26 protein-coding genes are annotated in these 24,601 nt (G+C 65.0%); 12 read left to right on the top strand and 14 right to left on the bottom strand.

The genetic code is table 11. From position 1 onward, the window contains the following. The first annotated feature begins 19 nt into the window (after positions 1 to 19). Positions 20 to 895, top strand: a complete 876-nt coding sequence (locus DES52_RS16365; protein WP_110887901.1) for a sulfurtransferase — start codon at positions 20 to 22, stop codon at positions 893 to 895. Positions 896 to 1,131: 236 nt separating this feature from the next. On the opposite strand, the gene DES52_RS16360 is transcribed toward DES52_RS16365, so the two are convergent. The 5 genes from DES52_RS16360 to pgeF all read right to left on the bottom strand — a co-directional run bounded on the left by DES52_RS16360 (position 1,132) and on the right by pgeF (position 6,671). Then, on the bottom strand, positions 1,132 to 1,326 hold the full coding sequence (locus DES52_RS16360; protein ID WP_110887980.1) for a hypothetical protein: 195 nt from the start codon (positions 1,324 to 1,326) through the stop codon (positions 1,132 to 1,134). A gap of 96 nt (positions 1,327 to 1,422) precedes the next feature. Beyond that, the gene (locus DES52_RS16355) at positions 1,423 to 2,592 is read right to left on the bottom strand and encodes a type IV pilus twitching motility protein PilT (protein ID WP_110887900.1); all 1,170 of its coding nucleotides are present in this window, start codon (positions 2,590 to 2,592) and stop codon (positions 1,423 to 1,425) included. 49 nt (positions 2,593 to 2,641) lie between these two features. Beyond that, a complete protein-coding gene (locus DES52_RS16350; protein ID WP_110887899.1) occupies positions 2,642 to 5,305 on the bottom strand; it encodes a type II/IV secretion system protein in 2,664 nt (887 codons plus the stop codon). Between the two features lie 3 nt (positions 5,306 to 5,308). After that, positions 5,309 to 5,878: a YqeG family HAD IIIA-type phosphatase gene (locus DES52_RS16345; RefSeq protein WP_110887898.1), complete on the bottom strand. Its 570-nt coding sequence runs from the start codon at positions 5,876 to 5,878 to the stop codon at positions 5,309 to 5,311. 46 nt (positions 5,879 to 5,924) lie between these two features. Beyond that, the gene (gene pgeF / locus DES52_RS16340; protein ID WP_245901071.1) at positions 5,925 to 6,671 is read right to left on the bottom strand and encodes a peptidoglycan editing factor PgeF; all 747 of its coding nucleotides are present in this window, start codon (positions 6,669 to 6,671) and stop codon (positions 5,925 to 5,927) included. A 108-nt stretch (positions 6,672 to 6,779) separates the two neighbouring features. Here pgeF and DES52_RS16335 point away from each other — a divergent pair, with 108 nt between their 5' ends. Beyond that, entirely contained in the window at positions 6,780 to 7,562 is a 783-nt protein-coding gene (locus DES52_RS16335; RefSeq protein WP_110887896.1) for an enoyl-ACP reductase FabI, read from the top strand. A gap of 429 nt (positions 7,563 to 7,991) precedes the next feature. Here DES52_RS16335 and DES52_RS16330 read toward each other — a convergent pair whose 3' ends face one another. The 3 genes from DES52_RS16330 to DES52_RS16320 all read right to left on the bottom strand — a co-directional run bounded on the left by DES52_RS16330 (position 7,992) and on the right by DES52_RS16320 (position 11,642). After that, positions 7,992 to 8,447: a molybdopterin oxidoreductase gene (locus DES52_RS16330; RefSeq protein ID WP_110887979.1), complete on the bottom strand. Its 456-nt coding sequence runs from the start codon at positions 8,445 to 8,447 to the stop codon at positions 7,992 to 7,994. Positions 8,448 to 8,458: 11 nt separating this feature from the next. Beyond that, complete coding sequence (locus tag DES52_RS16325) at positions 8,459 to 10,900, bottom strand: molybdopterin oxidoreductase family protein (protein ID WP_110887895.1); 2,442 nt, start codon at positions 10,898 to 10,900, stop codon at positions 8,459 to 8,461. A 385-nt stretch (positions 10,901 to 11,285) separates the two neighbouring features. Then, positions 11,286 to 11,642 carry a hypothetical protein gene (locus DES52_RS16320; RefSeq protein ID WP_110887894.1) on the bottom strand — a complete coding sequence of 119 codons (357 nt, stop codon included), beginning with the start codon at positions 11,640 to 11,642 and terminating at the stop codon, positions 11,286 to 11,288. A 34-nt stretch (positions 11,643 to 11,676) separates the two neighbouring features. On the opposite strand from DES52_RS16320, the gene DES52_RS16315 reads away from it, so the two are divergent. Then, entirely contained in the window at positions 11,677 to 12,105 is a 429-nt protein-coding gene (locus DES52_RS16315; protein WP_110887893.1) for a secondary thiamine-phosphate synthase enzyme YjbQ, read from the top strand. Between the two features lie 2 nt (positions 12,106 to 12,107). Here DES52_RS16315 and DES52_RS16310 read toward each other — a convergent pair whose 3' ends face one another. Genes DES52_RS16310 through DES52_RS16295 form a run of 4 tightly spaced genes read right to left on the bottom strand, consistent with a single transcriptional unit; the run spans position 12,108 to position 16,493 of the window. Beyond that, the gene (locus DES52_RS16310) at positions 12,108 to 12,989 is read right to left on the bottom strand and encodes a DMT family transporter (protein ID WP_110887892.1); all 882 of its coding nucleotides are present in this window, start codon (positions 12,987 to 12,989) and stop codon (positions 12,108 to 12,110) included. Positions 12,990 to 13,025: 36 nt separating this feature from the next. Continuing rightward, a complete protein-coding gene (locus DES52_RS16305) occupies positions 13,026 to 14,243 on the bottom strand; it encodes an outer membrane protein assembly factor BamB family protein (RefSeq protein WP_110887891.1) in 1,218 nt (405 codons plus the stop codon). Between the two features lie 43 nt (positions 14,244 to 14,286). Further along, positions 14,287 to 15,555 (bottom strand): esterase/lipase family protein, encoded by a 1,269-nt coding sequence (locus DES52_RS16300; protein ID WP_110887890.1) that lies wholly within the window; start codon positions 15,553 to 15,555, stop codon positions 14,287 to 14,289. 23 nt (positions 15,556 to 15,578) lie between these two features. After that, a complete protein-coding gene (locus DES52_RS16295) occupies positions 15,579 to 16,493 on the bottom strand; it encodes a hypothetical protein (RefSeq protein ID WP_110887889.1) in 915 nt (304 codons plus the stop codon). Positions 16,494 to 16,774: 281 nt separating this feature from the next. On the opposite strand from DES52_RS16295, the gene DES52_RS16290 reads away from it, so the two are divergent. The 3 genes from DES52_RS16290 to ruvX all read left to right on the top strand — a co-directional run bounded on the left by DES52_RS16290 (position 16,775) and on the right by ruvX (position 19,802). Then, positions 16,775 to 18,457: a long-chain fatty acid--CoA ligase gene (locus tag DES52_RS16290; protein WP_110887888.1), complete on the top strand. Its 1,683-nt coding sequence runs from the start codon at positions 16,775 to 16,777 to the stop codon at positions 18,455 to 18,457. A gap of 85 nt (positions 18,458 to 18,542) precedes the next feature. Further along, the gene (locus DES52_RS16285; protein ID WP_110887887.1) at positions 18,543 to 19,367 is read left to right on the top strand and encodes a metalloenzyme domain protein; all 825 of its coding nucleotides are present in this window, start codon (positions 18,543 to 18,545) and stop codon (positions 19,365 to 19,367) included. Between the two features lie 9 nt (positions 19,368 to 19,376). After that, on the top strand, positions 19,377 to 19,802 hold the full coding sequence (ruvX, locus tag DES52_RS16280; protein ID WP_110887886.1) for a Holliday junction resolvase RuvX: 426 nt from the start codon (positions 19,377 to 19,379) through the stop codon (positions 19,800 to 19,802). Positions 19,803 to 19,808: 6 nt separating this feature from the next. Here the strand turns inward: ruvX and DES52_RS16275 are convergent, their stop codons facing one another. Further along, positions 19,809 to 20,387 carry a peptidylprolyl isomerase gene (locus DES52_RS16275; RefSeq protein WP_110887885.1) on the bottom strand — a complete coding sequence of 193 codons (579 nt, stop codon included), beginning with the start codon at positions 20,385 to 20,387 and terminating at the stop codon, positions 19,809 to 19,811. 100 nt (positions 20,388 to 20,487) lie between these two features. Between DES52_RS16275 and DES52_RS16270 the strand changes: the two genes are divergently transcribed. Further along, positions 20,488 to 21,051, top strand: a complete 564-nt coding sequence (locus DES52_RS16270; protein ID WP_110887884.1) for a 3'-5' exonuclease — start codon at positions 20,488 to 20,490, stop codon at positions 21,049 to 21,051. 12 nt (positions 21,052 to 21,063) lie between these two features. Then, positions 21,064 to 21,501, top strand: a complete 438-nt coding sequence (locus DES52_RS16265; RefSeq protein ID WP_110887883.1) for a universal stress protein — start codon at positions 21,064 to 21,066, stop codon at positions 21,499 to 21,501. Positions 21,502 to 21,504: 3 nt separating this feature from the next. On the opposite strand, the gene DES52_RS16260 is transcribed toward DES52_RS16265, so the two are convergent. Next, complete coding sequence (locus tag DES52_RS16260) at positions 21,505 to 21,942, bottom strand: 23S rRNA (pseudouridine(1915)-N(3))-methyltransferase RlmH (protein ID WP_110887978.1); 438 nt, start codon at positions 21,940 to 21,942, stop codon at positions 21,505 to 21,507. A 121-nt stretch (positions 21,943 to 22,063) separates the two neighbouring features. On the opposite strand from DES52_RS16260, the gene DES52_RS16255 reads away from it, so the two are divergent. From DES52_RS16255 to pfkA, 4 genes are read left to right on the top strand one after another with little or no spacing between them, the layout of a single operon-like run. Then, complete coding sequence (locus DES52_RS16255) at positions 22,064 to 22,480, top strand: hypothetical protein (protein ID WP_110887882.1); 417 nt, start codon at positions 22,064 to 22,066, stop codon at positions 22,478 to 22,480. Further along, a complete protein-coding gene (locus DES52_RS16250) occupies positions 22,477 to 22,716 on the top strand; it encodes a hypothetical protein (protein WP_110887881.1) in 240 nt (79 codons plus the stop codon). Before DES52_RS16255 ends, DES52_RS16250 begins: the two co-directional genes overlap by 4 nt. Further along, positions 22,713 to 23,552 carry a 16S rRNA (cytidine(1402)-2'-O)-methyltransferase gene (rsmI, locus tag DES52_RS16245; protein ID WP_110887880.1) on the top strand — a complete coding sequence of 280 codons (840 nt, stop codon included), beginning with the start codon at positions 22,713 to 22,715 and terminating at the stop codon, positions 23,550 to 23,552. Before DES52_RS16250 ends, rsmI begins: the two co-directional genes overlap by 4 nt. Positions 23,553 to 23,554: 2 nt before the next feature. Continuing rightward, positions 23,555 to 24,520 (top strand): 6-phosphofructokinase, encoded by a 966-nt coding sequence (gene pfkA, locus DES52_RS16240; protein ID WP_110887879.1) that lies wholly within the window; start codon positions 23,555 to 23,557, stop codon positions 24,518 to 24,520. Positions 24,521 to 24,601: the final 81 nt, after the last annotated feature.

Here is a 24,601-nt window from a genome sequence, read left to right as displayed (position 1 = left end):
CGCGAGGGAGGAATCATTCATGACGCAAACGCAATCGAACTACGTGAAGGACGTGCTCGTCTCGACCGACTGGGTCGAGCAGCATCGCGGCGATCCCGGGCTTCGCCTTGTCGAAGTGGACGAGGACATCTTGCTGTACGAGACGGGCCACGTCGAAGGTGCCGTCAAGATCGACTGGCAACTCGACTTCTGGGATCCCGTCATGCGCGAATTCATCCAACCCGACGAGTTCGCGGGACTCCTGGGACGCCTCGGCATCACGCCCGACACCACGGTGATCTTGTACGGTGACAAGAGCAACTGGTGGGCCGCGTACGCCTTCTGGTTCTTTCAATACAACGGGCACACCAACGTCAAGCTCATGAACGGCGGCCGCCAAAAGTGGGTCGCCGAAGGCCGCCCCCTCTCTACCGAGACGCCGAGCGTCGAGCCGACTCAGTACCCCGCCGGGCAACGTGACGAAAGCATCCGCGCGTACCGCGATCAAGTCAAGGCGCACATCGAGAAGGTCCGCGCGGGCGCGGGCGCCATGGTGGACGTGCGCAGCCCCGACGAATTCAGCGGTAAGGTCACGCACATGCCGAACTACCCGCAAGAAGGCGTGCTGCGCGGCGGTCACATTCCCGGTGCGAGCAACATTCCCTGGGCCAAGACGGTCAACGAGGACGGGACCTTCAAGACGCCCGAGGAACTGCGCGCGCTGTACGAGCCGCAAGGCGTCACGCCCGACAAGGAAGTCATCGCGTACTGCCGCATCGCCGAGCGCAGCAGCCACTCGTGGTTCGTCTTGACGCAACTTCTCGGGTACCCGAAGGTCTCGAACTACGACGGCTCGTGGACCGAGTGGGGCAACGCCGTCGGTATGCCCATCGAAAAGACGTACGTCGCAGAGTGAACGCCCACGATCGGCCTCCGCGCTCGCCATGGCGAGCGCGGAGGCCGATCGCGTTCAACGGCAACGAGGAACCACTCGGACGACGTGACGGCAACTCGCCGATCGGCAAAGGAGGCGAGAAACATCCGGCCTCTCGTTTCTCGCCTTGCCTGGAAAGAGCGCACGGGCAGTTTCGGGAACTCGGTTCGCCCCGTCGAGCGGAGCGCCCCGCACCCGTACGGCCCGAGGAGCCTCGATCAAATCGGCACGGGTGACGGAACGGTAATGCCGGGCGTGCGCGTCGGCGCTTCACCGGGCAATCCCGGCGTGTCCGGATTCGAAGGCGGATCGATCGCCGGAATGGGAGCGTCCTCGATCGACGGCGTGCGCTCGGGCAAAGTCGGCGTGGACGGCGGATCGTGAATCGGAGAAGTCGGTCCGGGTTGTGTCATGCCGCCGAGTATGCGGCGCGCGAGTCGCGAGCGACGCAAGGGACCCTCAAGACTTCTTGAGGGTCCCTTGCATTACCGCCAAGAAGGCGAGGACGTTCAGCGTCGACCGTACGGATTGGACGTCGACGAGGGCTGCGTCGTTGTCGTCGAGGCCGCGGGACGCGGAGCGGCGGTCGATGTGGTCGCTCCGGTCGTTCCGTCCGACACGAGCCGCGCGAACTCCTTGGCGTCCACCGAGCGCTCCAAGCCGACGTCGTAGCTGATCATCCGCTTGCGGTACAAACGCGCCAGGTAAGCGTCCATCGTCACCATGCCCTGCTGCCCACCGGCTTGCATCACCGACGTGATCTGGTACGTCTTGCCTTCGCGAATAAGCGCGCGCACCGCCGGATTGGCGATGAGCAACTCGTACGCGAGAACGCGGCCGTCTTGGTCGAGGCGGGGCAGGAGTTGTTGCGTCATGATCGCTACGAGGTTGTTCGCGAGTTGCACGCGGATTTGCGCTTGCTGCTCTTCGGGAAAGACGTCCACGATACGGTCGATGGACTCGGGCGCCGAGTTCGTGTGAAGCGTCCCCATCACGAGGTGACCCGTTTCGGCCGCCGTCACGGCCGCCTTGATCGTCTCGTAGTCGCGCATTTCTCCGACGAGAATCACGTCGGGCGCTTGGCGCAACACCGCGCGCAACGCCATGCTGAAATCTTGCGTGTCCCCGCCCACTTCACGCTGATTGATGATGGAGTTTTTGTGCGGATGCAAGAATTCGATCGGGTCCTCGATCGTGACAATGTGCATCTTCTTGTTGGTGTTGATCCAATCGAGCATCGCGGCGAGCGTCGTGGACTTGCCCGAACCGGTCGGGCCCGTGACGAGCACCAAACCGCGCGGTGAATTCGCGACGTCGACGATCGTCTTCGGCAAGTCGAGGTCCTCGGCGCTTTTGATCTGCGTCGGAATGAGACGCATCACGCCGCCGACGCTGCCACGCTGCATGAAGGCGTTCACGCGAAAGCGCGCTCGACCGCCCAGGGCGAACGAGAAGTCGAGCTCGCGGCGCTCTTCGAACGTGCGCTGCTGCTTTTCGTTCATCATCGAGTACATCAACTTGCGGGTATCCGTTCCTTCGAGCGGACCGAAGTCGAAGGACATGAACGATCCGTGGATCTTGAACTGCGGCGCCAAGCCGACCGTCAAGATGATGTCCGAGGCACCCCGATCGGTCGCGACCCTCAAAATGTCGGTGATGTCTCCTTGAGGCTTCATCATGCTGTGTCTCCTTCGTGCTCGCCAAGCGGGCCGTTTGAACCAGGGTCAATCAGGCGTTCGTGTTGCCGAGAATCTCTTCGAGCGTCGTCAGACCTTGCAAGGCCTTCTCCAGCCCGTCTTCCCGCAGCGTCCTCATCGCCGAGTCGGACTTGGCGACGTCGCGGATGTCCGTGGCCGACTTCCCGGCGACGATCGCGCGGCGCACCGGCTCGTCGACGGCCATCAATTCGTGAATCGCCATTCGTCCACGGTAACCCGTGCCGTTGCAGCGTGGGCAACCCGCGCCTCGGTACAACTTGCCGGTGGTGAGCGCGGTCTCGTCGATGCCCAGCTTGCGCAGCACCTCGGGATCGGGCGTCGTCTCGATCTTGCAGTCCGCACAGATCTTGCGCACGAGACGCTGTCCCAGCACCCCGATGAGCGCCGCCGAGATGTTGAACGTCTCGACGCCCATCTCCTCGAGGCGCGTCACAGCGCCCGGCGCGTCGTTGGTGTGCAGCGTCGCGATCACGAGGTGTCCCGTGAGGGCCGCTTCCGTCGCGATCTTCGCCGTTTCCGAGTCACGAATTTCGCCGACCATGATGATGTCGGGGTCTTGACGCAAGAACGATCGCAAAGCCCGCGCGAACGTCAAGCCCGCCGCGACGTTCACCTGCGTCTGGTTGATGCCGGGAATCTCGTACTCGACGGGGTCTTCGACGGTCGTGGTGTTCACGTCGGGCGTCGCGATGCGCTTGAGGACCGAGAAGGTCGTGAACGACTTGCCCGAGCCGGTCGGACCGGTGATGAGGAAGATGCCGTACGGCTTTTCGATGATGTCGATGAAGCGTTGGAAGTTGTGCTCCGAGAAGCCGAGCTGCTCGACTTCGGGAATGTTGCTCGCCTTTTGCAAGAGGCGCATCACGGCCTTCTCGCCGTACACCGTAGGCAAGGTCGAGAGACGAAGATCGATGTCGATCGAGCCACGCTTGAAACGCACGCGGCCGTCCTGCGGAACGCGGCGCTCGGCGATGTCGAGTCCGCCGATGATCTTGATGCGCGCGACGATGCTGGGAGCGGCCGCTTTGGGCAACTCCTGATATTCGCGCAACGTTCCGTCGACACGCAGACGGACCTTCACCGAGGTCTCCGACGGCTCGATGTGAACGTCCGACGCGTCCTGCAGCGCCGCCTCGCGAATGATGTTGTCCACGACGCGCACGACCGCGTTGTCGTCGAGCACGGACAAGTCGACTTCTTCGCGCGCGACTTCCTTCGCCTTGGCGTTCGCGGCGAGCTCCTTGTTGAGCTTGGCCATGTCCGACGAGCCGAAGTAACGCTCGATGAGGCGCGTGATCTCCTTCTCGGCCATGACCGCCGGGACGATCTCGCGGCCCACGATGAGGCGCAAATCGTCGAGGGCGAAGACGTTGCGCGGATCTTTCATCGCCACGACGAGCGCGCTGCCCTCCATGCGAATGGGCACCACCGTGTAGCGGCGCGCCGTTGCTTCCGGCACGAGCAGCGCCACGGACGGATCGGGCATCGCTTGATTCGGGTCGATGAACTCGTAGCCGAGCTGCACGGCGAGCGAGCGCGCGAGCATCTCCGGGCTGATCTTGCCCGACTGGACGAGCGTGTCCTCCAGGCGTCCACCGCCCGAGTGCTGCCGTTGCAGCGCCTGATCGACTTCCTCCGAGCCGGCATAACCGAGCTCCACGATGACTTCCCCGAGCGGTTTGACCTTGCCTTCGCGCGCCTGCACCTGCAGCGCGTCTCGCAACTGCGCGCGCGACAGCGACCCTTGCTGCACGAGCGTCTCGCCGAGGCGGCCTCGCTGCGGATACAGCCGCTCGATGAGGCTCTCGATGTCGTTCGGACGAGCGAGCGCGAGTTGCACCGGCTTGCCGATCGCCGCTTCGATGTCGTCGCGCTTGCGCGGATCCGACGTAACGATCGTGACGACGCCGCCCTGCTCCTCGATCGGCACCGCCGACAAACGCAGCGCGTCCGCCCGCAAGAGCAGGCCCAGCAACGCCTCGCTGGGTTCGTAATCGCGCGGATTGCGAATGAAGATCGCGCCCGCCTGCTCCGCGAGCATCTGGTACAGTTGCTCCTCAGAGATCGAACCGAGCTTCACGAGAATCTGCCCGAGCGACTCCTCGCTTTGCTGCTGCGCCTCCAGCGCCGCTTCCAACTCGCGCTGCGTGACGTAGCCGCGCCGAACGAGGCGCGCGCCGAGCCGTTCGTGCGCGGCCTCCTTCACTTCTTCGGGAGGCGCGACTTGCAAGCCCAACTCCGGGTAGAACGTCGCGAGCGCCCACATCACCTGCTCGCGCAGCGCTTGGTAGGGCTCGACGATGTACCCCGTCTCGTCCTCCACGGCTTCCACGGCGAGCGAGTTGAGCGGATCGACGAACGCGACGCGCAACGTGCCGCTCGCGAGGGCGAACGGCACGGCTTGATGCTGCTGCGCTCCGGCGGCGGGCAGGGACGCCAGCGCTTCGGCAGACGGCTGCAGAACCGACAAGTTCACGAGTGGAATCCCGAGCGCTTCTTCGATGGCGCGCGCGATGCGCCGCTCGCCGACCATCCCCGCGTCGATCAGGATGTCGCTCAAACGTCCGCCGACCTCGCTGTGACGATCGAGCGCACGCTGCAAGTCCGAGTCGTTGACGTACCCCTGCTCGAGCAAAATCGCGCCGAGACGACGGTCACCAATGGAAAGAGCCACGATTCAAGACCTCCGATGCGGCCACTCCGCGCGCCGCGCGGACTTGAGAGAAGATGGATGCGACGAAGGCACCGGTCGGGGCAGCAAATCTTGATAGCGACTCAACACGAGTCGCTCGAAGCGGCGCGCGAGCTTGGTGTGCGGCAAAGCGTTGTCGGCGAGGGGCCGCACGAGAATCGTGAACATCCCGGCGAGGTTGCCGCCGAGGACGTCCGTGAACAACTGATCGCCCACCATCGCCACTTCGGTCGGCTGAAGGCCGATGTGACGCACCGCCTTCCGAAATCCGCGCGGAATCGGTTTGCTCGCCAAGCCTTTGCCCGCGAAGCCGAAGTGTCCCGACCAGAAGCGCACGCGTGAACGTCGCGCGTTCGACAGCAAGTACAAGCGCACGCCCGCCTTGAGCAGCGCGCTCGCCCACGCCTGCATCGCGTGATCGTGCTCGTAAGAGCCGTACGCGACGAGAGTGTTGTCGAGGTCGAGGATGATGCCGCGCAGACCACGCGATGCCAAAAAGCTCGGCGTGATTTCCGTGACGTGATCGATGATGAGTTGGGGTCGCAGCAAGCTCATGCCACGTCCTCGGTGGAAGATGTCACGACAACCATAAAGACAAGGTTCATTCTACGGGCTGCTCCTTCATAAGAAGTGAAGGATTCGGCGTGATGACGCTCCACATCCTTCCCGTGCGTCCAGCGTCGCGCCGAAACGAGAAGAAGTCGGGTTCGGTCGAGCAGCGTTCGCACGTCCACACCCGCGCCGCCTCCACCCCCGCCCCTTCCAGCACCGACACGTTGGCGCGCGCGAGGTCGAGGTGCGGCACGCCGTCACGCCAGCGCACGACCTGTTCGCCGAACGCTCCTTCGAACGAACGCGCCAAGTCCTCCCCGACCGGGTACCGTGGCGCCGAAATGCCCGGACCGATCGCCGCGACGATCCGCTCTCGCCGTGCTCCCATCCCTTCCATCGCCTCCACCGTTCTCGCCGCCACCCCGCCGAGCGTCCCTCGCCAGCCCGCGTGCGCGGCCCCAACGACGCCCGCCGCTTCGTCGACCAGCAGAATCGGGTAGCAGTCGGCCGTCATGATCGTCAGCACGAAGCGCGGATCGTCGGTCACGAGCGCGTCCCCCTCCTGGATGCCAGGACTTGCCACTCGCACGTCCGTTCCGTGCACTTGATGCAAGCGGGCCACGATCCGCCCGTCCACGTCCAGCGCCCTCAGGGCGCGCTCGCGATTCGCGGTCACGAGCGCCGCGTCATCCTCACGGTCATCGAGGTTGAGAGACGCGAACGGTCCGCTCGACACGCCGCCGTGACGCGTAGAAAAGCCGTGCGTGACGTTCAAGTTCGGCGCGAAAAGCCACATGATCATCAGTTTAAGGGCTTCACTCTCTCCGAACTCTAACGAACGTCGTCTTCCCGGCCCTCGAGGAGGGCGCACGACGAGAATCGCGACGGATGGTACAGTGCGCGCATGATCGGCATCGACCTCACCGGCAAGACGGCCCTCGTGCTCGGCGTGACGAACGCCCGCTCTCTCGGCTGGGCGATTGGCGAGCAGCTCATCAAGGCGGGCGCCAAGGTCGCCTTCAGCTACCAAGGCGAGCGTTTGCGCGCCGACATCGAAAAGCTCGCCGCGCCGCACTCCGACACCTTCACCGAGCAGTGCGACGTCACGGTCGAAGCGGACCTCGCACGACTGTTCGAACGCGTCCGAGAAGAGTTCGGCGGGCTCGACTACATCGTCCACTCCGTGGCGTTCGCGCCGAGACCGGCCATGGACGGCCGCTTCATCGACACGACGCCCGAAGACTGGAACACGGCCCTGAGCGTCTCCGCGTACAGCCTCGTGTCCGTCGCTCGGCATGCCGAGCCGCTCTTGCGTGACGGCGGCGCCATCGTCACCTTGACGTACTACGCCTCGCAAAAGGTCGTGCCGAAGTACAACGTCATGGGGATCGCCAAGGCTGCCCTGGAGGCGAGCACCCGCTACCTCGCGTACGAGCTCGGCAAGAAGAACGTCCGCGTCAACGCCATCAGCGCCGGCCCCATGCGCACGGTCGCCGCGCGAAGCATCCCCGGCTTCGGCAGCATGTACGAAAAGGCCGCCGCCATGAGCATGCTCGGTCGCAACGCCACCCAAGAGGAAGTCGGCAAACTCGGCCTCTTCCTGCTGTCCGACTTGGCGAGCGGCATCACGGGTGAAGTCACGTACGTCGACGCGGGCTACAACGCGATGGGCATGCAGTTGGAATAACTTGGCGACGACCGCTCCGCACCCCAAAGAGACGGCCCCGACGAGGCTTGCCCGTCGGGGTCGTCGGGCACTGCTCACCACGCTGAGTCATCGGGCTTCTTCGGGGCGAACGGCGCTCAAGCGTCTCCTTCTGCTCGCCCGCCGCGACCTGCGCGTGCTTCGACGCCGCCCAGGATGTTCCCGAGCAGCGTCGTAGTCAAGGCATCCAGCAAAAGGACAACGCGCCCGTCGTCAGGCCCTCCGTACCGAAGAGAAGCCATCGACAAGTTTGCCGCGAGATCCAAGCCGAGCGCGCGGGTAGAGCGCCCGAGTTCCTCTCTCGCCTTCCTCGCGAATCGCTTCGTGCACCACCACAGGGCGCGGCGAGAGGAGCGCCGCGCCCTCCGACTTCTTCGCGCCTTGCCGTTCGAACGGCAAGGCGCGCCATCCTCAAGCCACCACGAGGGCTTGCGGCGCGGCCTGCTTGATGCGCGTCAGGAAGAACGCCGTCTGACGCTTCGTCTCCTTGCCGCACTCCTTGCAGACGCGTTCGAGATCGTCGTCACGCAACGCCTGCGCGGCCTGCTCCAACACCGTCCAGCAAAGCTGCACCTCGTTCGACATAAGCCACAAGTCGTGCAGATCGCGAAGCAAGCCCAAACTGCCGGTGCGCGGCCCGTGGAACAGCGCGACTTCCAAGTCGTCGGGCTCGGGGTTCTTTTCCTCGCCGTACTTCTCCACGAGGGGCCGGAGGAACTTCAGGTGCTTTTCGGACCACGCGGCGAGCAGCAAGCAAGTCTGCTCGACGTCCGGTTCGTCTCGATGATGCCGAGCGACTTTGCGCAGAACGTCCACCAATCGCTCCTCGCTGCCGTGGACGAGGCCGAGGTAATTGCCGACGTGCATGCTCCGTCCGTTCATCCGTCCACCCTCTGCGTCGTCTTCGGACGCGCGAATTCGGACTTCGCGGACGCCGCCTCGTCGCCGTGCCTCCCGATCAGACCACGCGCGGCGTCGATCGTGCGGCTCATCAGGCCCATGGGAGGCAAGGCGTCCTTCGCGTCGTACCGACTGATCCGCACCGCCGCGTACTTGTAGTGCGGCTGCTTGCTCACGGGATCCCACTCGGTGAGGGTCAGCTCGTTTGCGGCGCGCGGACGGCTCGGATCGTCCCAAGAGCCGTAGTGCCACGGAACGAACACGAGGCCCGGCTCGATGTTCCCGATCCGCGCCCGTTCGATGATCGCGCCTCGGCGGGACTCCACGAGCACCCAGTCGTCCTGCTCGATGCCGTACCGTTGGGCGTCCTCCTGCGAAAGCTGCACGAACGCGTCCGGCGCCGCCTCCGCCAAGGCGCGCGCCCGGCCGGTCTTCGTGCGCGTGTGAAAGTGATAGACCTGCCGTCCCGTCGTGAACCATAGCGGGTACGCGTCGTCGGGCACCTCGTGCGGTTCCTGGTGTTCGGCGGGCTTGATGAGCGCGCGGCCCTTCGGGTCGTTCGCGCGGTATTCCTCGGCCGTGACGGAAGCGCCCGTGTCGAAGTCCTGCCCGTATGTTTCCGCCTCGTCCGCCCCGGTGGGGAAGACGCCGTCGGTATAAAGCCGCAGAGTCCCGTCAGGGTGACGCTCGTTCACGGGCCAGGGAATGCCGCTGCCCGCCAGAAGCTTCTCGTACGTCAAGCCCGTGTAGTCGCAAGGTCGGCCACGCGTGCACTCCTTCCACGCCTCGAAGGCGCCCCGCGCGTCGTCCCAGCGAATCAGCGGCGAGCCGTCCTGATCGCGGAAATCCATGCGGCGCGCGTAGTCCAAGAAGATGTCGAGGTCACTCCGGGCCTCACCGGGCGGCTCGACGGCCTTGCACGAGATGTGCACGGTGCGGCTCACATTCGTGAAGGTGCCGGTCTTCTCGCCCCAGATCGCGGCGGGTAGCACCACGTCGGCGAGGCGGGCGGTCTCGGTCATGAACGCGTCCTGCACGACCACGAACAAGTCTTCCTTCTGAAGGATGCGGCGGATTCGACCCAACTCCGGCAAGGACACGGCAGGATTGGTCGCCTGGATCCACAAGAACTTGATGCTGCCCGTCTCGCAGTACCGCCAGATTTGCATCGCGTGCGTCGGCGGCGACCAGTGCGGAATCTTGTTGACCGGGACGTTCCAAAGCTTGGCGAGCTGACGGATGTGATCGGGGTTACCCCAGTTGCGAAAGCCGGGCAGGTCGCCGTCCGCGCCCGTCTCGCGGGTGTTCTGCGACGTGGGCTGACCGTTCATCTGCAAGATGCCGCTGCCCGGCTTTCCGATGAGGCCGCGCACGAGGTGCAGGTTGTTGACCTGCACGGCGGCGGCCGTCGCCTGCATGGACTGGTACACGCCTTGCAGCACCGTGGAGACGAGGGTACGCGTCGTCGCGAGGATCTCCCCGGCGGCGCGCACGTCACGCGCGGGCACGCCCGTGAGCTCCTCGACCCGCTCGGGCGTGTAAGTCTCGACGGTCTTCTTCAGCGCGTCGTATCCGACGGTATGCGCGTCGAGGAAGTCCCGGTCGACCGCTCCGGCCTCGATGACGAGACGAATGAGACCGTTGAGGAGCGCCACGTTCGTCCCGACCCTCGGCGCGAGGTGCACGGTGGCCTTCTCGGCGGTGAAGGTACGCCGAGGGTCGATCACGATGAGCTTCGGTGGATTCGGCCCGGCGAGTCGATCGAGGATGCGCATCCACAACACCGTCTGCTGCGAGGCGACGTTGTGCCCGACGTGCATAATCGTGTCGGTCACGTCGAGGTCCTCGTACGCGCCCGGCTGCCCGTCCGACCCGAACGACTCCTTGAGGGCGGCGGCGGCGGTGGCCGTGCACAACCGCGTGTTGCCGTCCATGTGAGGCGTGCCCAGCCCGGCCTTGCCGATCACGGCCAGCGTGTAGTACTCCTCCAAGAAGAGCTGACCCGAGGTGTAGAAGCCGACCGCGCCGCTCGTGTGCTGCTCGACGATCTCTTTCGAGCGGCGCACGACGAGCTCCATCGCCTCGTCCCAAGTGGCTTCCTGAAGTCGTCCGTCCCGGCGAATCAGGGGCCGGGTGAGGCGGTCCTCGGCGTTGTTCGCGACCCAGCCGTGCAACCCCTTGGGGCCGAGGCGCCCCTTGTTGGTGACGTCCGTGGCGAGGCCGCGCACGCCGACGATGCGTCCGTCCTTCACGCCGATGTCGAGCCCGCACCCATTGGAGCACAGCACACAGGTTCCTCGCACCCAGCGGTCCGGCGTGTCGGTGATGTGCTCGTCGACGCGCTCGGGCCAAGATGCGTCGGCACCGTGCGGGGTGCGGGCGCCCCAAATGTCGTTGATGCTGTCGCGTGTCTGCGTCATGCGTCCTCCCGCTCACCGTCAAAAGCTGACGGCAAACCACTACCAGTTTCGAACACCCACGAGGCAGGAGTTTGGTGCCTTAACGCTCTCTATGCCCTCAGCGGAGGTGCTCGTACAAGGGGTCGAAGGAGGCCGAAAGGCTTCGTGCCCAAAGAGAACCCACCGCCCGAGCCCCTCGCAGAGTTCGGCGGTTCCTTATCAAAGCCGTCTACGTGACGAGCGGGAACGGCTTGCTTGGCAGAATCGGCTCCGCGCTTTCGAATCACGGCTGCCAAAGGGAATGTACTCCCACGCCAAGGTCGAGTCACAACTGCCTGAATCAATTTGACTCATAGCGCATACCACGCTATCTTGTATGACATCGGCGGCCAGGAATGGCCGCTTTTCATTTCCCCTCGGTGCTGCCCCAATCCGTCGCGAGCCACACCGCGAAGTTGTACGCCGCGAACCCCAGCATGAAATTCCGCCCGCGCCGATCCGACGAAAACCCACGCAGCCACGGCAGAGCGAACTGAACGACCACGCTGGCGATCTCCGCTCGACCGTGAAGACGGAGCGGCACGATCCGCACGACTCCCAACGGCGTCCTCGTCGTCGACACCGCCAGCAGAATCAGCGGCACGAACATGAGCGCCGACGACCGCGCGGGCTCGGAGAGCCTCGCTCGTTGCACCGCGAGCGCCAGAAGCGGCGCCGTGAGCCAATCCACGAGCGCATGACCTTTCGCCGACAACAGCCTCATACCTCACCCTACCCGACCGTGCTGAACTGAACGCATGCCGTGGTTTCAGACGACCCTGACCTTGCCCGCCAAGTCGCGCGGCGTGCATCTCGTCACACGCGACGTCCTCGCCGCCCTTCCCGAACTGAGCACCGTGCGCGTCGGTCTGCTGCACGTCTTTCTGCGTCACACGTCCGCCTCCCTCGCCCTCAACGAGAACGCCTCACCCGACGTTCGACGCGACCTCGAACGCTTTCTCACGCGGCTCGTGCCCGACGGCACGTCGTCCTTCGAACACCAACTCGAAGGTCCCGACGACATGCCCGCGCACGTCAAAGCCGTCCTGATCGGCGACAGTCTCACCTTGCCGATCACGAACGGCCGCCTCGGGCTCGGCACGTGGCAAGGTCTCTACCTGTGCGAGCACCGCGACGACGGCGGACCGCGCACGCTCGTCCTCACCGCACACGGCGAGACGAGCTGAAGTCACCTCGCGCGGCCCGGACACTGCGCCAAGACCGCGCCCAGCAAAATCAACGCTCCGCCCACCAACAGACCCGTACCCCACGCCTCGCCCAACACGAGCGCCGCCAGCACCGCCGTCCACACCGGCTCCGTCGTCGCGATGATCGACGCTCGCGCCGCGCCGAGACGTGAAATGGCCGCGAACAAAGACGGCAGCGCCAACAGCGTCGGGAAGATCACGCACGCCACCACGACTCCCCAAGCTTCCAGGCTGCTCGGCACGTCGAGGCGTCCCTGCGCCGCTCCCAACAGCCCGAATCCCACGGTCGCTCCCAGCGCCACGTGCGCCGTCACCGTGAACGGCGCGAGGCGCCCCAAATAGCGTTCGCTGCCCAGCAGGTAAGCTCCGTAGCACATCGCCGTCAGCACGCCCAGCAGCAGTCCGCTCGCGCCACGGTCCGAATCGCTCGGCAGACCGATCACCACGGCCAATCCCACGAGCGTCAACGCCACCGCGCCGACTTGCGCCGCTCCCGGACGGCGCCCCAGCATCCACGCGTACACCACCACGAACGCCGGAGCGAGATACAGCAGCAAGGCCGCCGTTCCCGCCGAGATGCGCGACAACGCCGCGAAGTAAAGCGCCGTTTGAAGCGTGTAAATCGGCCCGAACGCCAACATCACGAGTCGTTCGCGCCACGCCACGCCACGCCCAAATCCCAGCGTGAACAGCGCCAAGGCCGCGATACCGAAGCGCCACGTCAGCAGCGTCTCCGAGGTGAGGCCCACGGACGGCGCGAGCTTCGCGAAGATCCCCAAGGTCGAGAAGGCGAACGCTGAAAGCAGCGCCCACCCGATTCCCACGAGAGGACTCGAAGACGACGCGGACGCGGACGAAGACATGCCCGCCACCTTACCGTCTGCGAAGTCCGCGCACCATCACCGCAGTGGCTTATAGAACTGCAACTCGCGGCCCCACAAGACGATCTGGTTCGTCGAGGAGTCGTACGCGGGCGTGCCCGTCGTGCCTTGCGTCGTCGCGTTCTTCTGTGACATCGCCAGGATTTTTCCCGTTTCGAGGTCCAAAGCCCACATATAGCCGTTCGCCGCGTACACCACGCCGTTGAGCACGAGCGGTCGGTTCGCGAACGACAGTTGATTCGGCGATTCGAACGCCCACTTGAGCTTCCCGGTGAGAGTGTCGAACGCGAAGAAGCACCCGTCACCGTCGGGCATGAGGAGCAGCGTACTTCCATGGCGGAAAAGACCGCTGACGACGTTAGTTTCTTGCCCTGGGCATCGAACGTTGGGCGTTTCCCACAAGAGCTTGCCTTGAAGGTCGTACTTCTGGATCTTCATCCCGCCGATGGCCACGTAAACTGTTCCAGCTTCGATCGCGATCTTCGAGAATGCCAAGGTCGGCGGAAGGTGCTCGGCAATCTTGAAGCGACTGATCTCCTTGCCGTTCTCGTCGAGTCGGAAGAGCCACGTGTTGTAGTAGCGATCGTCACCCGCGAACGGCTCTCGGGTCGTGTAGAACAACTCTTTCGTGTTCCGATCGAACGCGACGCCGTTGACGTAGCCCGTCGAGTCTTTCGGTCGGCGAAAGCCGTTGTCCCGCGCCCAAATAGGTTGAGGGGCTGCGCTGGTCAGCAGCGTCTTCTTGTCGTACTTCGCCAGCAGGTTGATGAACACCATGTAGACGTTGTCGCCATCCACGAACGACTGCTCGGTCGAGCCTGTCTGGATAAAGAAGTCGCCGAGCGAAGAGAGCGGTGTGACCGTCTCTCGCAGCGTCGTCAAGTCGGTGACGACGAGATTCGACTTGTCGTCGTCACTGACGAGGTGGTCGTCGACGATCAGCGCGTTATTGGAGTTGAGGCTGTACGGGTAGGACTTGACGACTTGCCTCGTACGGCGATCGAATACTATTCCGTCGGTACTTTTGAGTTCAGGCGGAATGATTTCGGACGTATTGGCATTCGAGACCAGAAAATCGTGGGAAGCGATTGTGCCTCCGTAGGCCGAGATTCGGTTGTCGCGATCTATGGCCGTAAGTGCCGGGTAATTGTATTCCTGCTGGGGAAGCTGGGTCTGCGTAGTCGAGCAGCCGCCGAGCAGCAAGGATAGTGCCAAAAGGGCCAGTCCCTTGTCCATGTCGTTTACTCCTGCTGGGAAACCAGGGATCGAGTCCCTGGAATCAGCGTGATACCGTCATTCCCATTGCCTCTTGGATTTGACGAACTTTATAAAACGTGTCGATCTTGCCGAGGATGGCATTCTCGCCGCCGTGCGAGGCAGAGTCGATATCGAAGTTCTGTGTTCCGTCCGGTGACGTGACGGGCGTCCCGCCAATATATGGACTGCTGCCGTGAACACTCTGAGACCACAGGGGAACGACGCCGTCCCCGGCGGAGGCGCCCTCAGCGCCGATGATGTCGCGCTCGAAGGCTTGCTCGACGTTCTCGGTGACGGACAGGAGACGCCACGTGGCTTCCATGGAGTCGCAAGCGGCGCGGTAGAGGTTGAACGAGAGGCGGCACGGCGCCTGCATGGTGTACGAGTAGGCGCGAATGGCGGCGTTCGCGGTGTCGAGCAAAGGCTTCTTGTCGGCGTTCAACAAGCCGCCGAAGAGGAGGTTGTTCTTGCCTCGAATGCTCGCGACGGCGACCGACGCGTCCAGCTTCGGCCCGTCCGTCGGCGAGCAGATGTACGTGAATTGATTCGTGGTCCCCAAGTTGAACGTCCAGCGGCATGACTGGTTGGAGAGTTGCGTCAAAAGGGCGCTGCCGGGAGCGAGGTCCGTGAAGCCGGGATCTGTGATGTTCACGTTCGCGGCGCGCATGATAGCGTCGAACGCGTTTTGAGGAGAGTTGATGGCGTCGTAGAAGAACGGCAACGACTTTTCACGAAGGGCGTTCGCGATGCTCGCCATGGTGTTGTACGCGGGTTGAGCGTTCACGGCGACTTGCAGCAATCCGGACGTGGTGAGGTCGGACAGGACGCGGCGTGCGAACGCGGGCGCGTTCGTGACGATGGGCGCGCCGCCGTTCGGGCCGGAGATGCTGATGAGGCCGCGTACGCCGCGCGTCTGCCCTTTGAGGACTTGCAGGGCGTAACGCGAGCGGATCACGCCTTGGCTGTGTCCGACGATGATTTTCGGGCGCTCGGAGACGAGGTCTTGCGCGAGTTGTTGCGCTTGGTCGGCGACGCCGATCGCCTTCGTCTCGATGGTCCGTCCGCTGACGTTCACGGCGGCGTTCGCGCCGCTCTTGATGCGAGCGACGAGGGTGCTCGGGTCCGCCGTGGTGCACACGCCGTTCGTGCCGTTGGAGCCGAAGAAGGTTTCGCAGGAGTTGCTCAGGCCGTGCGCGAAGACGTAGTCGGGTGCGAGGGTCTGCGCGGGGGCGCGCATGGCGGTGAGGGCGAGCAGGGCGCTCGCGAGGAGGATGTTCGTCGGTCGGGGCATGGCGCGTCCTTTCGTGGTGGGCGTCAGCGAACGTGGACGTCGCTGTAGTCGGTGGTGGTCTCGTAGGCGTAGACGCTCGTGTCGTTGCGGCCGGGATGCAGGGGCGTCGTGAACGTCCCTACGACGCGCTCGCCCGGCTGGAGAGTCGGCGCTTCGTTCGCGCCGAGAACGGCGGCGTTCGGCAACGTCAACTCGCCGAACACGTGCTTGTCCTTCATCTCGATGGTGGTGCGCGACGTGACTTCGTCGACGATCTTGTGGCCGTCGATCGTTTGGTAGGTGATGTCTTGGACGGTAGTGTTGACGAGGTCGGGGTTCTCGGTGCGCGTCTCGATGCCTTCGAGGAGTTCGCTCGTCGCGTCGAACGTGAGGCTCGTGACGACTTGTCCGCGTGGCGTCTGCTGCGCGCGCCGCAAAGTGACGACCCCGGTTCGGTCCGTGGCGAGAACGTGAAAGCCGGAAGCGCTTTGACCACGGAAGGTCTGCAGCTTGGGTGGCACGAGCGGATTGCTCTGCAGGGAGACGTCGCCCGCGAGGGACTTCAGGACGTCCCTCGCGCCCGTGAAGGCTTGCTGTCGGACGGCCGTCTTCTTGTCGAGCGTTTGAACGGTGTTCCTCGCGAAGTCGAGGAGGTACGCGGTGTTCGCTTCCTGGCCGCTCGCCTCGTATGGATCGATGCGGACGGTTTCGGCGCGTCCGCGGTCGTCGTAGGCGTACGTCATTTTCGTGTCGTCTTGGATGCTGGCGGCCGTCCGGAGGTGATGCTGCTCGTCGAAGGGGTCGACGCGGCGAGTCATCGTCGTGACATGAAACGAGACTTCCCGAGGACGGTCGAGATTGCCGAGAATCGAGCTTCCGACGGAAGCGTTCGTTCGGGGGGAGGAGCAAGCGGCGAGCGACAAGGCGACGCCGACGAGCAGGACGCTGCGTTGGTTCATGAAGTCTCCTGGGATGTGGCGAGCCGTCCAGAGGCGGTCGGTCGTGTGCGGAAGCGGCGGGCCGCGCTTTGAAGGAGGCGTGCCTTCGAGCGTCCGGAGGATAGGTGCGGTTTCTGAACGCTTCTTGAAGCTCTCGTCGCCTCGATGGAACGGGGCACCGAGGGGCTGTTTGTGTGCCTTCTCGTCATCAGACGGCGCTTCTCGGTCGCTACAATGACGATCGACGTTCAACTGCAAGTTCCTCGGCCTACCTCGGGCCACTCTCGCTATCGGAGGTTGTCATGCAAAGCACCATGATGGACGTGCCCCTCACCCTGCCTTACGTGATGGAGCGCGTGCAGCGCTACTTTCCGCACAAGACCGTGACGACGCTGCTGCCCGTCGGGATGGACGCGGAAGGCAAGCCGATCGCCGGCAAGCACAAGTACACGTACGGCGACATGGTGTTGCGCGCCAAGCAACTCGCGAACGCCTTGATGGACGCGGGTGTGAAGCCCGGCGACCGCGTGGCGACCATCGGAACGAACACGTACCGTCACTTGGAGGCTTACTTCGCTATTCCGTGTGTCGGGGCGGTGCTTCACACCGTCAACATCCGCTTGCACCCCGAGCAGATCGTGTACATCGTGAACCACGCGCAGGACAAGATCCTCTTGATCGACAACGTCCTCGCGCGGCTCCTTCCGGCGATCTTGCCGCACTGCCCCACGTTGGAGAAGGTCGTGGTGATGGGGCCGGTGCCCCAGGCGATGCCGGGCGTCACGGATTACGACACGTGGATCTCGGACTACCCGAACACGTTGACGTACCCCGAGATCGACGAGAAGTCGGCGGCGGGCATGTGCTACACGTCGGGTACGACGGGCAATCCGAAGGGCGTGGTGTACTCGCACCGCTCGATCGTGCTGCACAGCCTCGGCATGACGCACTCCACGGGCTTCCACGTCGGTGAGGTGGACACGGCGTACCCGATCGTGCCGATGTTTCACGTCATGGCGTGGGGCATGCCGTGGGCGTCGCCGATGGTGGGAGCGAACTCGGTGTTTTCGTCGGTGTTCAGCGACGGGGCCAGCATCGCGAGGCTCATGCAAGAAGAAGGCGTCACGATGACGGCGGGCGTTCCGACGATTTGGATGGGCTTGCTGCAGGAACTGGAGCGCGCCATCAAGGAGGGGCATCCGTACGACCTGCGCAAACTCAAGCAACTCGTGGTGGGCGGAAGCGCCGCGCCCGAAGGCATGATTCGCGCGTTCGACGCGCTGGGACTCAACATCGTGCACGCGTGGGGCATGACGGAGACGAGTCCGTTCGGAACGGTGTCGCGCGTGCCTGTCGGGATGGATCCGCGCAGCGAGGAAGGGTACGCGATTCGCGCGAAGCAGGGCCGCGTGCCGCCCCTCGTGGACGTTCGCCTCGTGAACGAGTCGGGCCAGGACGTGCCGCACGACGGCAAGACGATGGGCCGCCTGCTCATTCGCGGCAATTGGATCAGCGGCGGTTACTACGGCGACGAGGAAGCTTCGAAGAAGGCCGTGGTGCACCTCGAGGGGCCGATGGGCGACGAGGCCTGGTTCGACACGGGCGATATCTCCACCATCGACGCGTTGGGGTACATGAGCATTCAGGACCGCGCGAAGGACCTCGTGAAGTCGGGCGGTGAGTGGATCTCCTCAGTGGACCTCGAGAACGCTTTGATGGGTCATCCGGCGGTCGCGCAAGCGGCGGTCATCGCCGTCGCGCACGAGAAGTGGGACGAGCGTCCGCTCGCCGTGATCGTGAGGAAGCCAGGCGCGGACGTTACGGCAGAGGAACTTCGCGCGCACCTGGAGCCGAAGTTCGCGAAGTGGTGGATGCCCGACGCCTTCGAGTTCGTCGACAGCATTCCCATCGGCTCGACGGGCAAGTTCATGAAGCGCGAATTGCGCGAGAAGTTCAAGGACTACGCCCTCCCGGTCGAAGTTTGACCTTCGTCGGCCCTCGGCGCTTCCTTGGCCCGCCAAGGCATTCCGCGCGCCTCTCTAGTCGTGAGAGAGGCGCGCGGGGTGAGTCATGGCTTTGATCTGGCTTGCCCTCGACGGCGTCGGGCACCCGGCGGACGCGCCTCTCGGCAGTCCTTGGGAAGCGGACTTGCCGACGCTTCGCCCGTTCGTGGAGGAAGGGCAACCGCTCGACGCGACGCTGGGCGTGCCGGGCTTGCCGCAGTCGGCGACGGGACAGACGACGTGGCTGACGGGCGAGAACGCCGTCGAGGTGATGGGAGAGCACTTCGGGCCGAGGCCGGGTCCGACGTTGCGGCCACTCTTGGAGCGCGCGTTGCCCGCGCGGCTCGCAAAGGCGGGGGCGCGCGTGGAGTTGTTGAACTTCTTTCCCCCGGCGTACTTTCAGCGTTCACGATTTCAGCACGGGTGCTTTCCTTTGAGTGTGCTGCTGGCGGGACGAACGCTCGATCCGCCGGGGTTCCCGCTCGTGCCGCCGACCCTGGGGTTGGACTTCGAGGCGCCGTGGCGACCGTCGAACCTGCTCGACGACGTGCGGCGCGAAGGAGAGCGGGTGGCGCTGGCTTCCGGCGAAGCGGACTTGTTGATTCTCGACTTGTGGTTCTCGGACTTGCTGGGGCACGCCGGAAGGCCCGTGCCGAACGAGGCGCTCGACGCGGCAGGCCGAGCGTACCTCGGACGGCTCGACGCCTTCTTGTCGGGCTTGCTCTCGAAGGGCGCGTCGGTGGTGCTGTCGTCCGATCATGGAAACTTCGAGAATCTGCGCGTCAAGACCCACACCTTGGCCCGCGTGCCCTTCGCGAGCACCCGTTCGCTGCCCGCGTGCCATGACATCGTCGACGGCGGGCGAGCGGTCGCCGCCTTGCTCGGCGTCTAGAATGCCTTCGTGTCCGAAGATCTCGCGACGTTCCTCGCCCTCGACCTTTCCAAGAACCGCGTCGGCTTCGCCGCGAACGTCGGTCGTCTCGCCTTCGGGCGCGGCAGTTTGGAGCGCAAGCAGCACGCGCGCGACATGAACGCCGTGCTGCGAAAGATCAAGGAGGTCGGCGCGACCGCCGTCGTGCTCGGCTTGCCGCTACGTACCGACGGCAAACCGTCGCCGACCGCCGATCGCGTGAAGTCCTTCGGCCTCGAACTCGCTCGGCGCGGCGTGACCGTTCACTATCAAGACGAGCGTTTCACGACGCGGCGAGCCCGCGAATCGGGCGCGACCGACTTGGACGAGGCGGCGGCCGTGCAGATCCTCGAGTTGTTCTTGCTGGGCTTGTCGGCGCCTCACTCCCCCTCGCTCGAAGCGCGAGAGGGGGTGTGAGGACGTTTACTTCTCGACGACGTAGGCTTGCTCGATGCGGTCGGGCGTGCCGGGGTAGCCGGGTTGGATGCGGGTGATGCGGTCGAGGACGTCGAGGCCTTCGACGACCTCGCCGAAGACCGTGTGACGGCCGTCGAGGTGCGGCGTGGGAACGAAGGTGATGAAGATCTGGCTGCCGTTGGTGTTCGGTCCGGCGTTCGCCATGGACAGGACGCCTTTCTTGTCGTGGCGCAGTCCGCGTGCGAACTCGTCTTCGAAGCGGTAGCCGGGTCCGCCGCGTCCCGTGCCGGTCGGATCGCCCGTTTGCGCCATGAAGTCTTGAATGACGCGGTGGAAGACGATGCCGTCGTAGTAGCGGTGGCGAATGAGGTACACGAAATTGTTGACGGTGACCGGGGTCTCGTCGGCATACAGCTTGATGACGAGGCGGCCTTTGTTCGTTTCGAACACGGCGAGGTACTGCTTGCCGGGCTCGATGCCGTCGCCGAGTTCGGGCGCCTCGCCGAACTGCGTTTTGCGCGACTCGCTGAGGAAGGGCGTCAGCTGGTAGCCGTCAGGGATGTACAGGTCACTCGGAGCGGTCATAATCTCACCAACCTTACCTCATAAGGGGCGGCCCGAAATTGAGGGCGGACTCTTGATTTCCTGAAGACACCGCCAAGAGCGTGGGAAGTACAACGGGGGTGTGGCGAAAATCGTCTTCGTGGACACCGAGACGGGTGGAAGCCGACCGGAGACGCACTCGCTGCTCACGATCGGCCTCGTCACGCTCAACACGCGCTCGCTGGACGTGACGACCCCTTTGCTGATTCGCGTGAAGCACGAGGTGTACCACGTGAACGCCGAGGCGATGGAGGTCAACGGCATCGACTTGAAAGAGCACCACGCGCTCGCGGTCGCGCCGGAGGAAGCGGCGGAAGCGGTTCGTGTCTATCTGCGGGGCGACAAGGGAAGGCGCGTGATGATCGGCGGCCACAACGTGGCGTTCGACGAGCGGTTCTTGCGCGCCCTCGTGCCCGACTGGCGCTCGCTCGTCTTGGGCGCGACGGTCGACACGAAGGCGACCGCGCAGTTCCTGCTGCACGCGGGCGCCTTGTCGAACGTCGGCGGTACGCGCCTCGAAGACCTCGCGGCGCGCTTCGACATTCCTCTGCGTCCGCACGACGCGCTCGAGGACGCCGTCGCGACGGCGCGCGTGTACGCGGCGTTTCTCGAGCTCCTTCGTTCGTCCGCCGTCGCGGGCGGGTGATACGGTGATCGCATGACGCAGACGACTTTTCAGCGTATCCTCGTCCCGATCGACTTTTCGCCGAGCGCGGCACGGGCTCTGACGCTCGCCCGCACGTCCTTTCCGGGCGCGCAGGTCAAGTTGCTGCACGTCGTGGACGCCCGCGCGGTTTCGGTAACGGACTATTCCACGGGCGGCGTCGCGCCCGTCGCGCCGCCCGTGGAGACGCTGCGCGAGGAGGGCCGCACGGACGTCGCGCTGTTGCAGTCGCTCGCCGAGCCGGGCGAGGAGTACGAGGTGCTCGCGGGCGAGCCCGTGTCGGGCATTTTGAACGTCGCGGACCGCTGGAACGCCGACCTCATCGTGATGGGCACGCACGGTCGCACGGGCCTCGCGCACTTCTTCGCGGGCAGCGTGACCGAGCGGATGGTGCGAGAGTCGCCGATTCCGGTGCTGACCGTGCGCGTCTGATTCTCAGCGGTGGTACGGCTCGTTCGCGCTGATCGTCGCGGCGCGGTACACGGCTTCGAGCAGCACGATCATCGCGAGGTCGTGCGGCAAGGTGAGGTTCGACAAGCTCCAGAGGGTGTGCGCCTTGCCGCGCACTTCGTTCGTGAGGCCGTCCGGACCGCCGACGCAAAAGGCGAGGTCGCCGACGCCGCTCACGGCGAGTCGGTCGAGGAAGGAGGCGAGCTCCTCGGACGTCATTTGTCGTCCGCGCGGATCGAGCGCGACGAGCGGCGTCGTTCCGGTCGCGCGCAAGATCGCCGCGCCTTCCTTGTCGGGCGTGCTGTTCGGCACGCGGGTGACGCGCGGCTTGTGGTAGCGGCCGAGGCGACCGTAGTACTCGTCCCAGCCGCTTTTCGCGAAGGGCAGTTTCGGCTCGCCGACGGTGACGAAATGAAGCTTCACGCGCCACATTATGGTTCGCGAAGCTCCATGAGAGATGACGCGCTTTCCCGAGGGGCGCCGCCGTGTACACTGGCGCCATGCGGATCCTCGCAGGACACGCCACGTTGACCGGGAGGCGCGCGTGAACTACGCGGCGACCCTCGCGGTGCTGATGGTCCTGGCGTTCGTGTACCCGATTCTGGTGCGATCGGCGGGGCAGTACGGAGTGGGACAGTCGGCGGCGACGCTGACCCTGCTGATGCTCGCCGCGTTCGGCTTCGCCGTTTGGGCGATTCGAAGTCGAGTCACGACACATCGCGTGATGCTCGAACGCCTCGTGAACGCCCGCGCCTCCTTGGAGCGCGCGCCGCAAGACCCGGGCGCCTTCTACGCCGCCGGCGAGCACGTCGGTTACCTGCTGCTGAGGCTCGGGCGGCGGCGTGAGGCGGCGGAACTCATCGATCGGTACGCGCGGCTCGGAAGCGCGCGAGAAAGCGAAATCTTGTCGTTGCGCGAAGCGTTGGCGCGCGCCGAGCGTCATCGTCGGAGGCGCACGTGAGGGCTTACCGAGGCATCGTCGTGAACGGCGTGATCGAGTTGCAAGGTGCGCGCCTGCCCGAGGGAACGGTCGTGACCGTGACGGTGGGGGAAGGAGAGTTGCTGCGCGCGACGATCGCGAACGCGCTTCGTCGTCCCAAGCGCATCAAGATTCGCCTCAAGCCCGCGACGCCCGGCCTCGGCTTCGAGGCGCCCGAGGAGGGTGACGCCACCCCCGAGGTGCTGCCGACTTCATGACGGCTCCACACGTGACGCTCGTTCCGACGCCGATCGGAAATCTCTCGGACATCACCTTGCGCGCGATCGAGGTGCTCAAGGGCGCCGACGCGGTCGCGTGCGAGGACACGCGACACTCGGGCGCGCTGCTGCATCACCTCGGGATCAAGAAACCGCTCGTGCGTCTCGACGCGCACACCATTCGCGATCGGGCGGGGGGCGTGCTGGAGAAGTACCCGAGGCTCGCGTACGTATCGGACGCCGGAACGCCCGGCATCAGCGATCCGGGCGCGGAACTCGTGGAGATCGTGTTGGACCTCGGCGGAACGGTCGAGGCCTTGCCGGGCCCGACGGCCTTCGTGCCCGCCTTGGTGTTGTCGGGTCTCAAGATTGCTCGCTTCACCTTCGAGGGGTTTTTGCCGCGCAGTGGACGAGAGCGACGCGAGCGGTTGGCGGCGTTGGCTCGCCGAGAGGAGGCGAGCGTGGTCTACGAAAGTCCGCATCGCCTCGCGGAGACGCTCGCCGACCTCGCGGAAGCGTGCGGCGGGGCGCGGCGGGCAAGCGTCACGCGCGAGCTGAGCAAACTGCACGAGGAGACGCGGCGCGGCTCGCTGAGCGAGCTTTCGGCGCTGTTCGAGCAAGGCGCGCGCGGAGAGATCGTCGTGGTGGTCGAGGGGCGCAGCGAACCGCTTCACGAGGAGGCGGTGGATTTCGAGGCGATGGCGCGCTTGCTGGCCGATGAAGGAAGAAGCGCTCGGGAAATTCGGGCGTTGCTCACCCAGGCTGGTTTGCGTAAGAATGACGCATATGCGCTGTCTTTGCGCGTCACGGAATTGCGCGAGCAGCCTGAGGAGTGATCATGAAACGAATTGGAGTGTTGACGTCGGGCGGCGACGCGCCCGGAATGAACGCCGCCGTGCGCGCCGTCGTGCGGGCGGCGACGCACCTCGGTATGGAAGTGGTCGGGATTCGGCGCGGTTTTCAAGGACTTTACCAAGGAGACATGCGTCTGCTCGGCCCGCGTGACGTCGCGAATACCATTCAGCGTGGCGGCACGATTTTGTTGACGGCGCGCTCGGAAGTGTGGCGCACGCCCGAAGGGCGCGCGGAGGGCGCGCGCCACCTGCGCGAATGGGGCATCGACGGCCTCGTCGTGATCGGCGGGGACGGCAGCTTTCACGGAGCGCACTTCCTGTCGCAAGAGCACGGCGTCAAGGTCATCGGCGTGCCCGGCACGATCGACAACGATCTGTACGGCACGGACCACACCATCGGGTACTTCACGGCCGTCGAGACGGCGCTCGCGGCGGTCGACAAGCTGCGCGACACGGCGGCGTCGCACGAGCGCATCTTCGTCGTGGAGGTGATGGGCCGTCACGCGGGCCACATCGCCCTGGACGTCGCCGTCGCCGGGGGCGCTGAGGAAGTCTTCTTGCCCGAAGAGGACATGCCGGTGACGAGCGTCGTGGACGTCATCAACGAGAGCGTCAAGAAGGGCAAGGCGAGCTCGATCATCATCGTCGCCGAGGGTTATCCGGGCGGCGCGATGGCCGTCAGCAAGGCGATCAACGAGGGCACGGGTTTGGAAACGCGCGTGTCGATTCTCGGTCACATTCAGCGCGGCGGCACGCCCGTCAGCAGCGACCGCATTCTCGCGTCGCGTCTTGGCGAAGCGGCCGTGCAAGCGCTCGCCGACGACGTGTCGGGCGTCATGGTGGGCCGCAACAACGGCATCATCGCGTTCACGCCGCTCGAGGAGACGTGGGCGCGCCGCAAGGAGATCAGCCGCGACTTGTACCGCTGCGCGAAGACGCTGAGCGTCTGATCCGCTTCCGAAGCGCTTCAGAATTCCTCCCCGCGAAGGGGAGGTTCGTTTTTGCGCTTCTCCCGGTTGTTCGGAAAAGTC

The sequence above is a fragment of the Deinococcus yavapaiensis KR-236 genome (genome assembly GCF_003217515.1).
Taxonomy (GTDB): Bacteria; Deinococcota; Deinococci; order Deinococcales; family Deinococcaceae; genus Deinococcus_A; species Deinococcus_A yavapaiensis.
The sequence above is the reverse complement of the archived record's forward strand: the minus strand, read 5'-3'. Positions and strand labels throughout refer to the sequence as shown.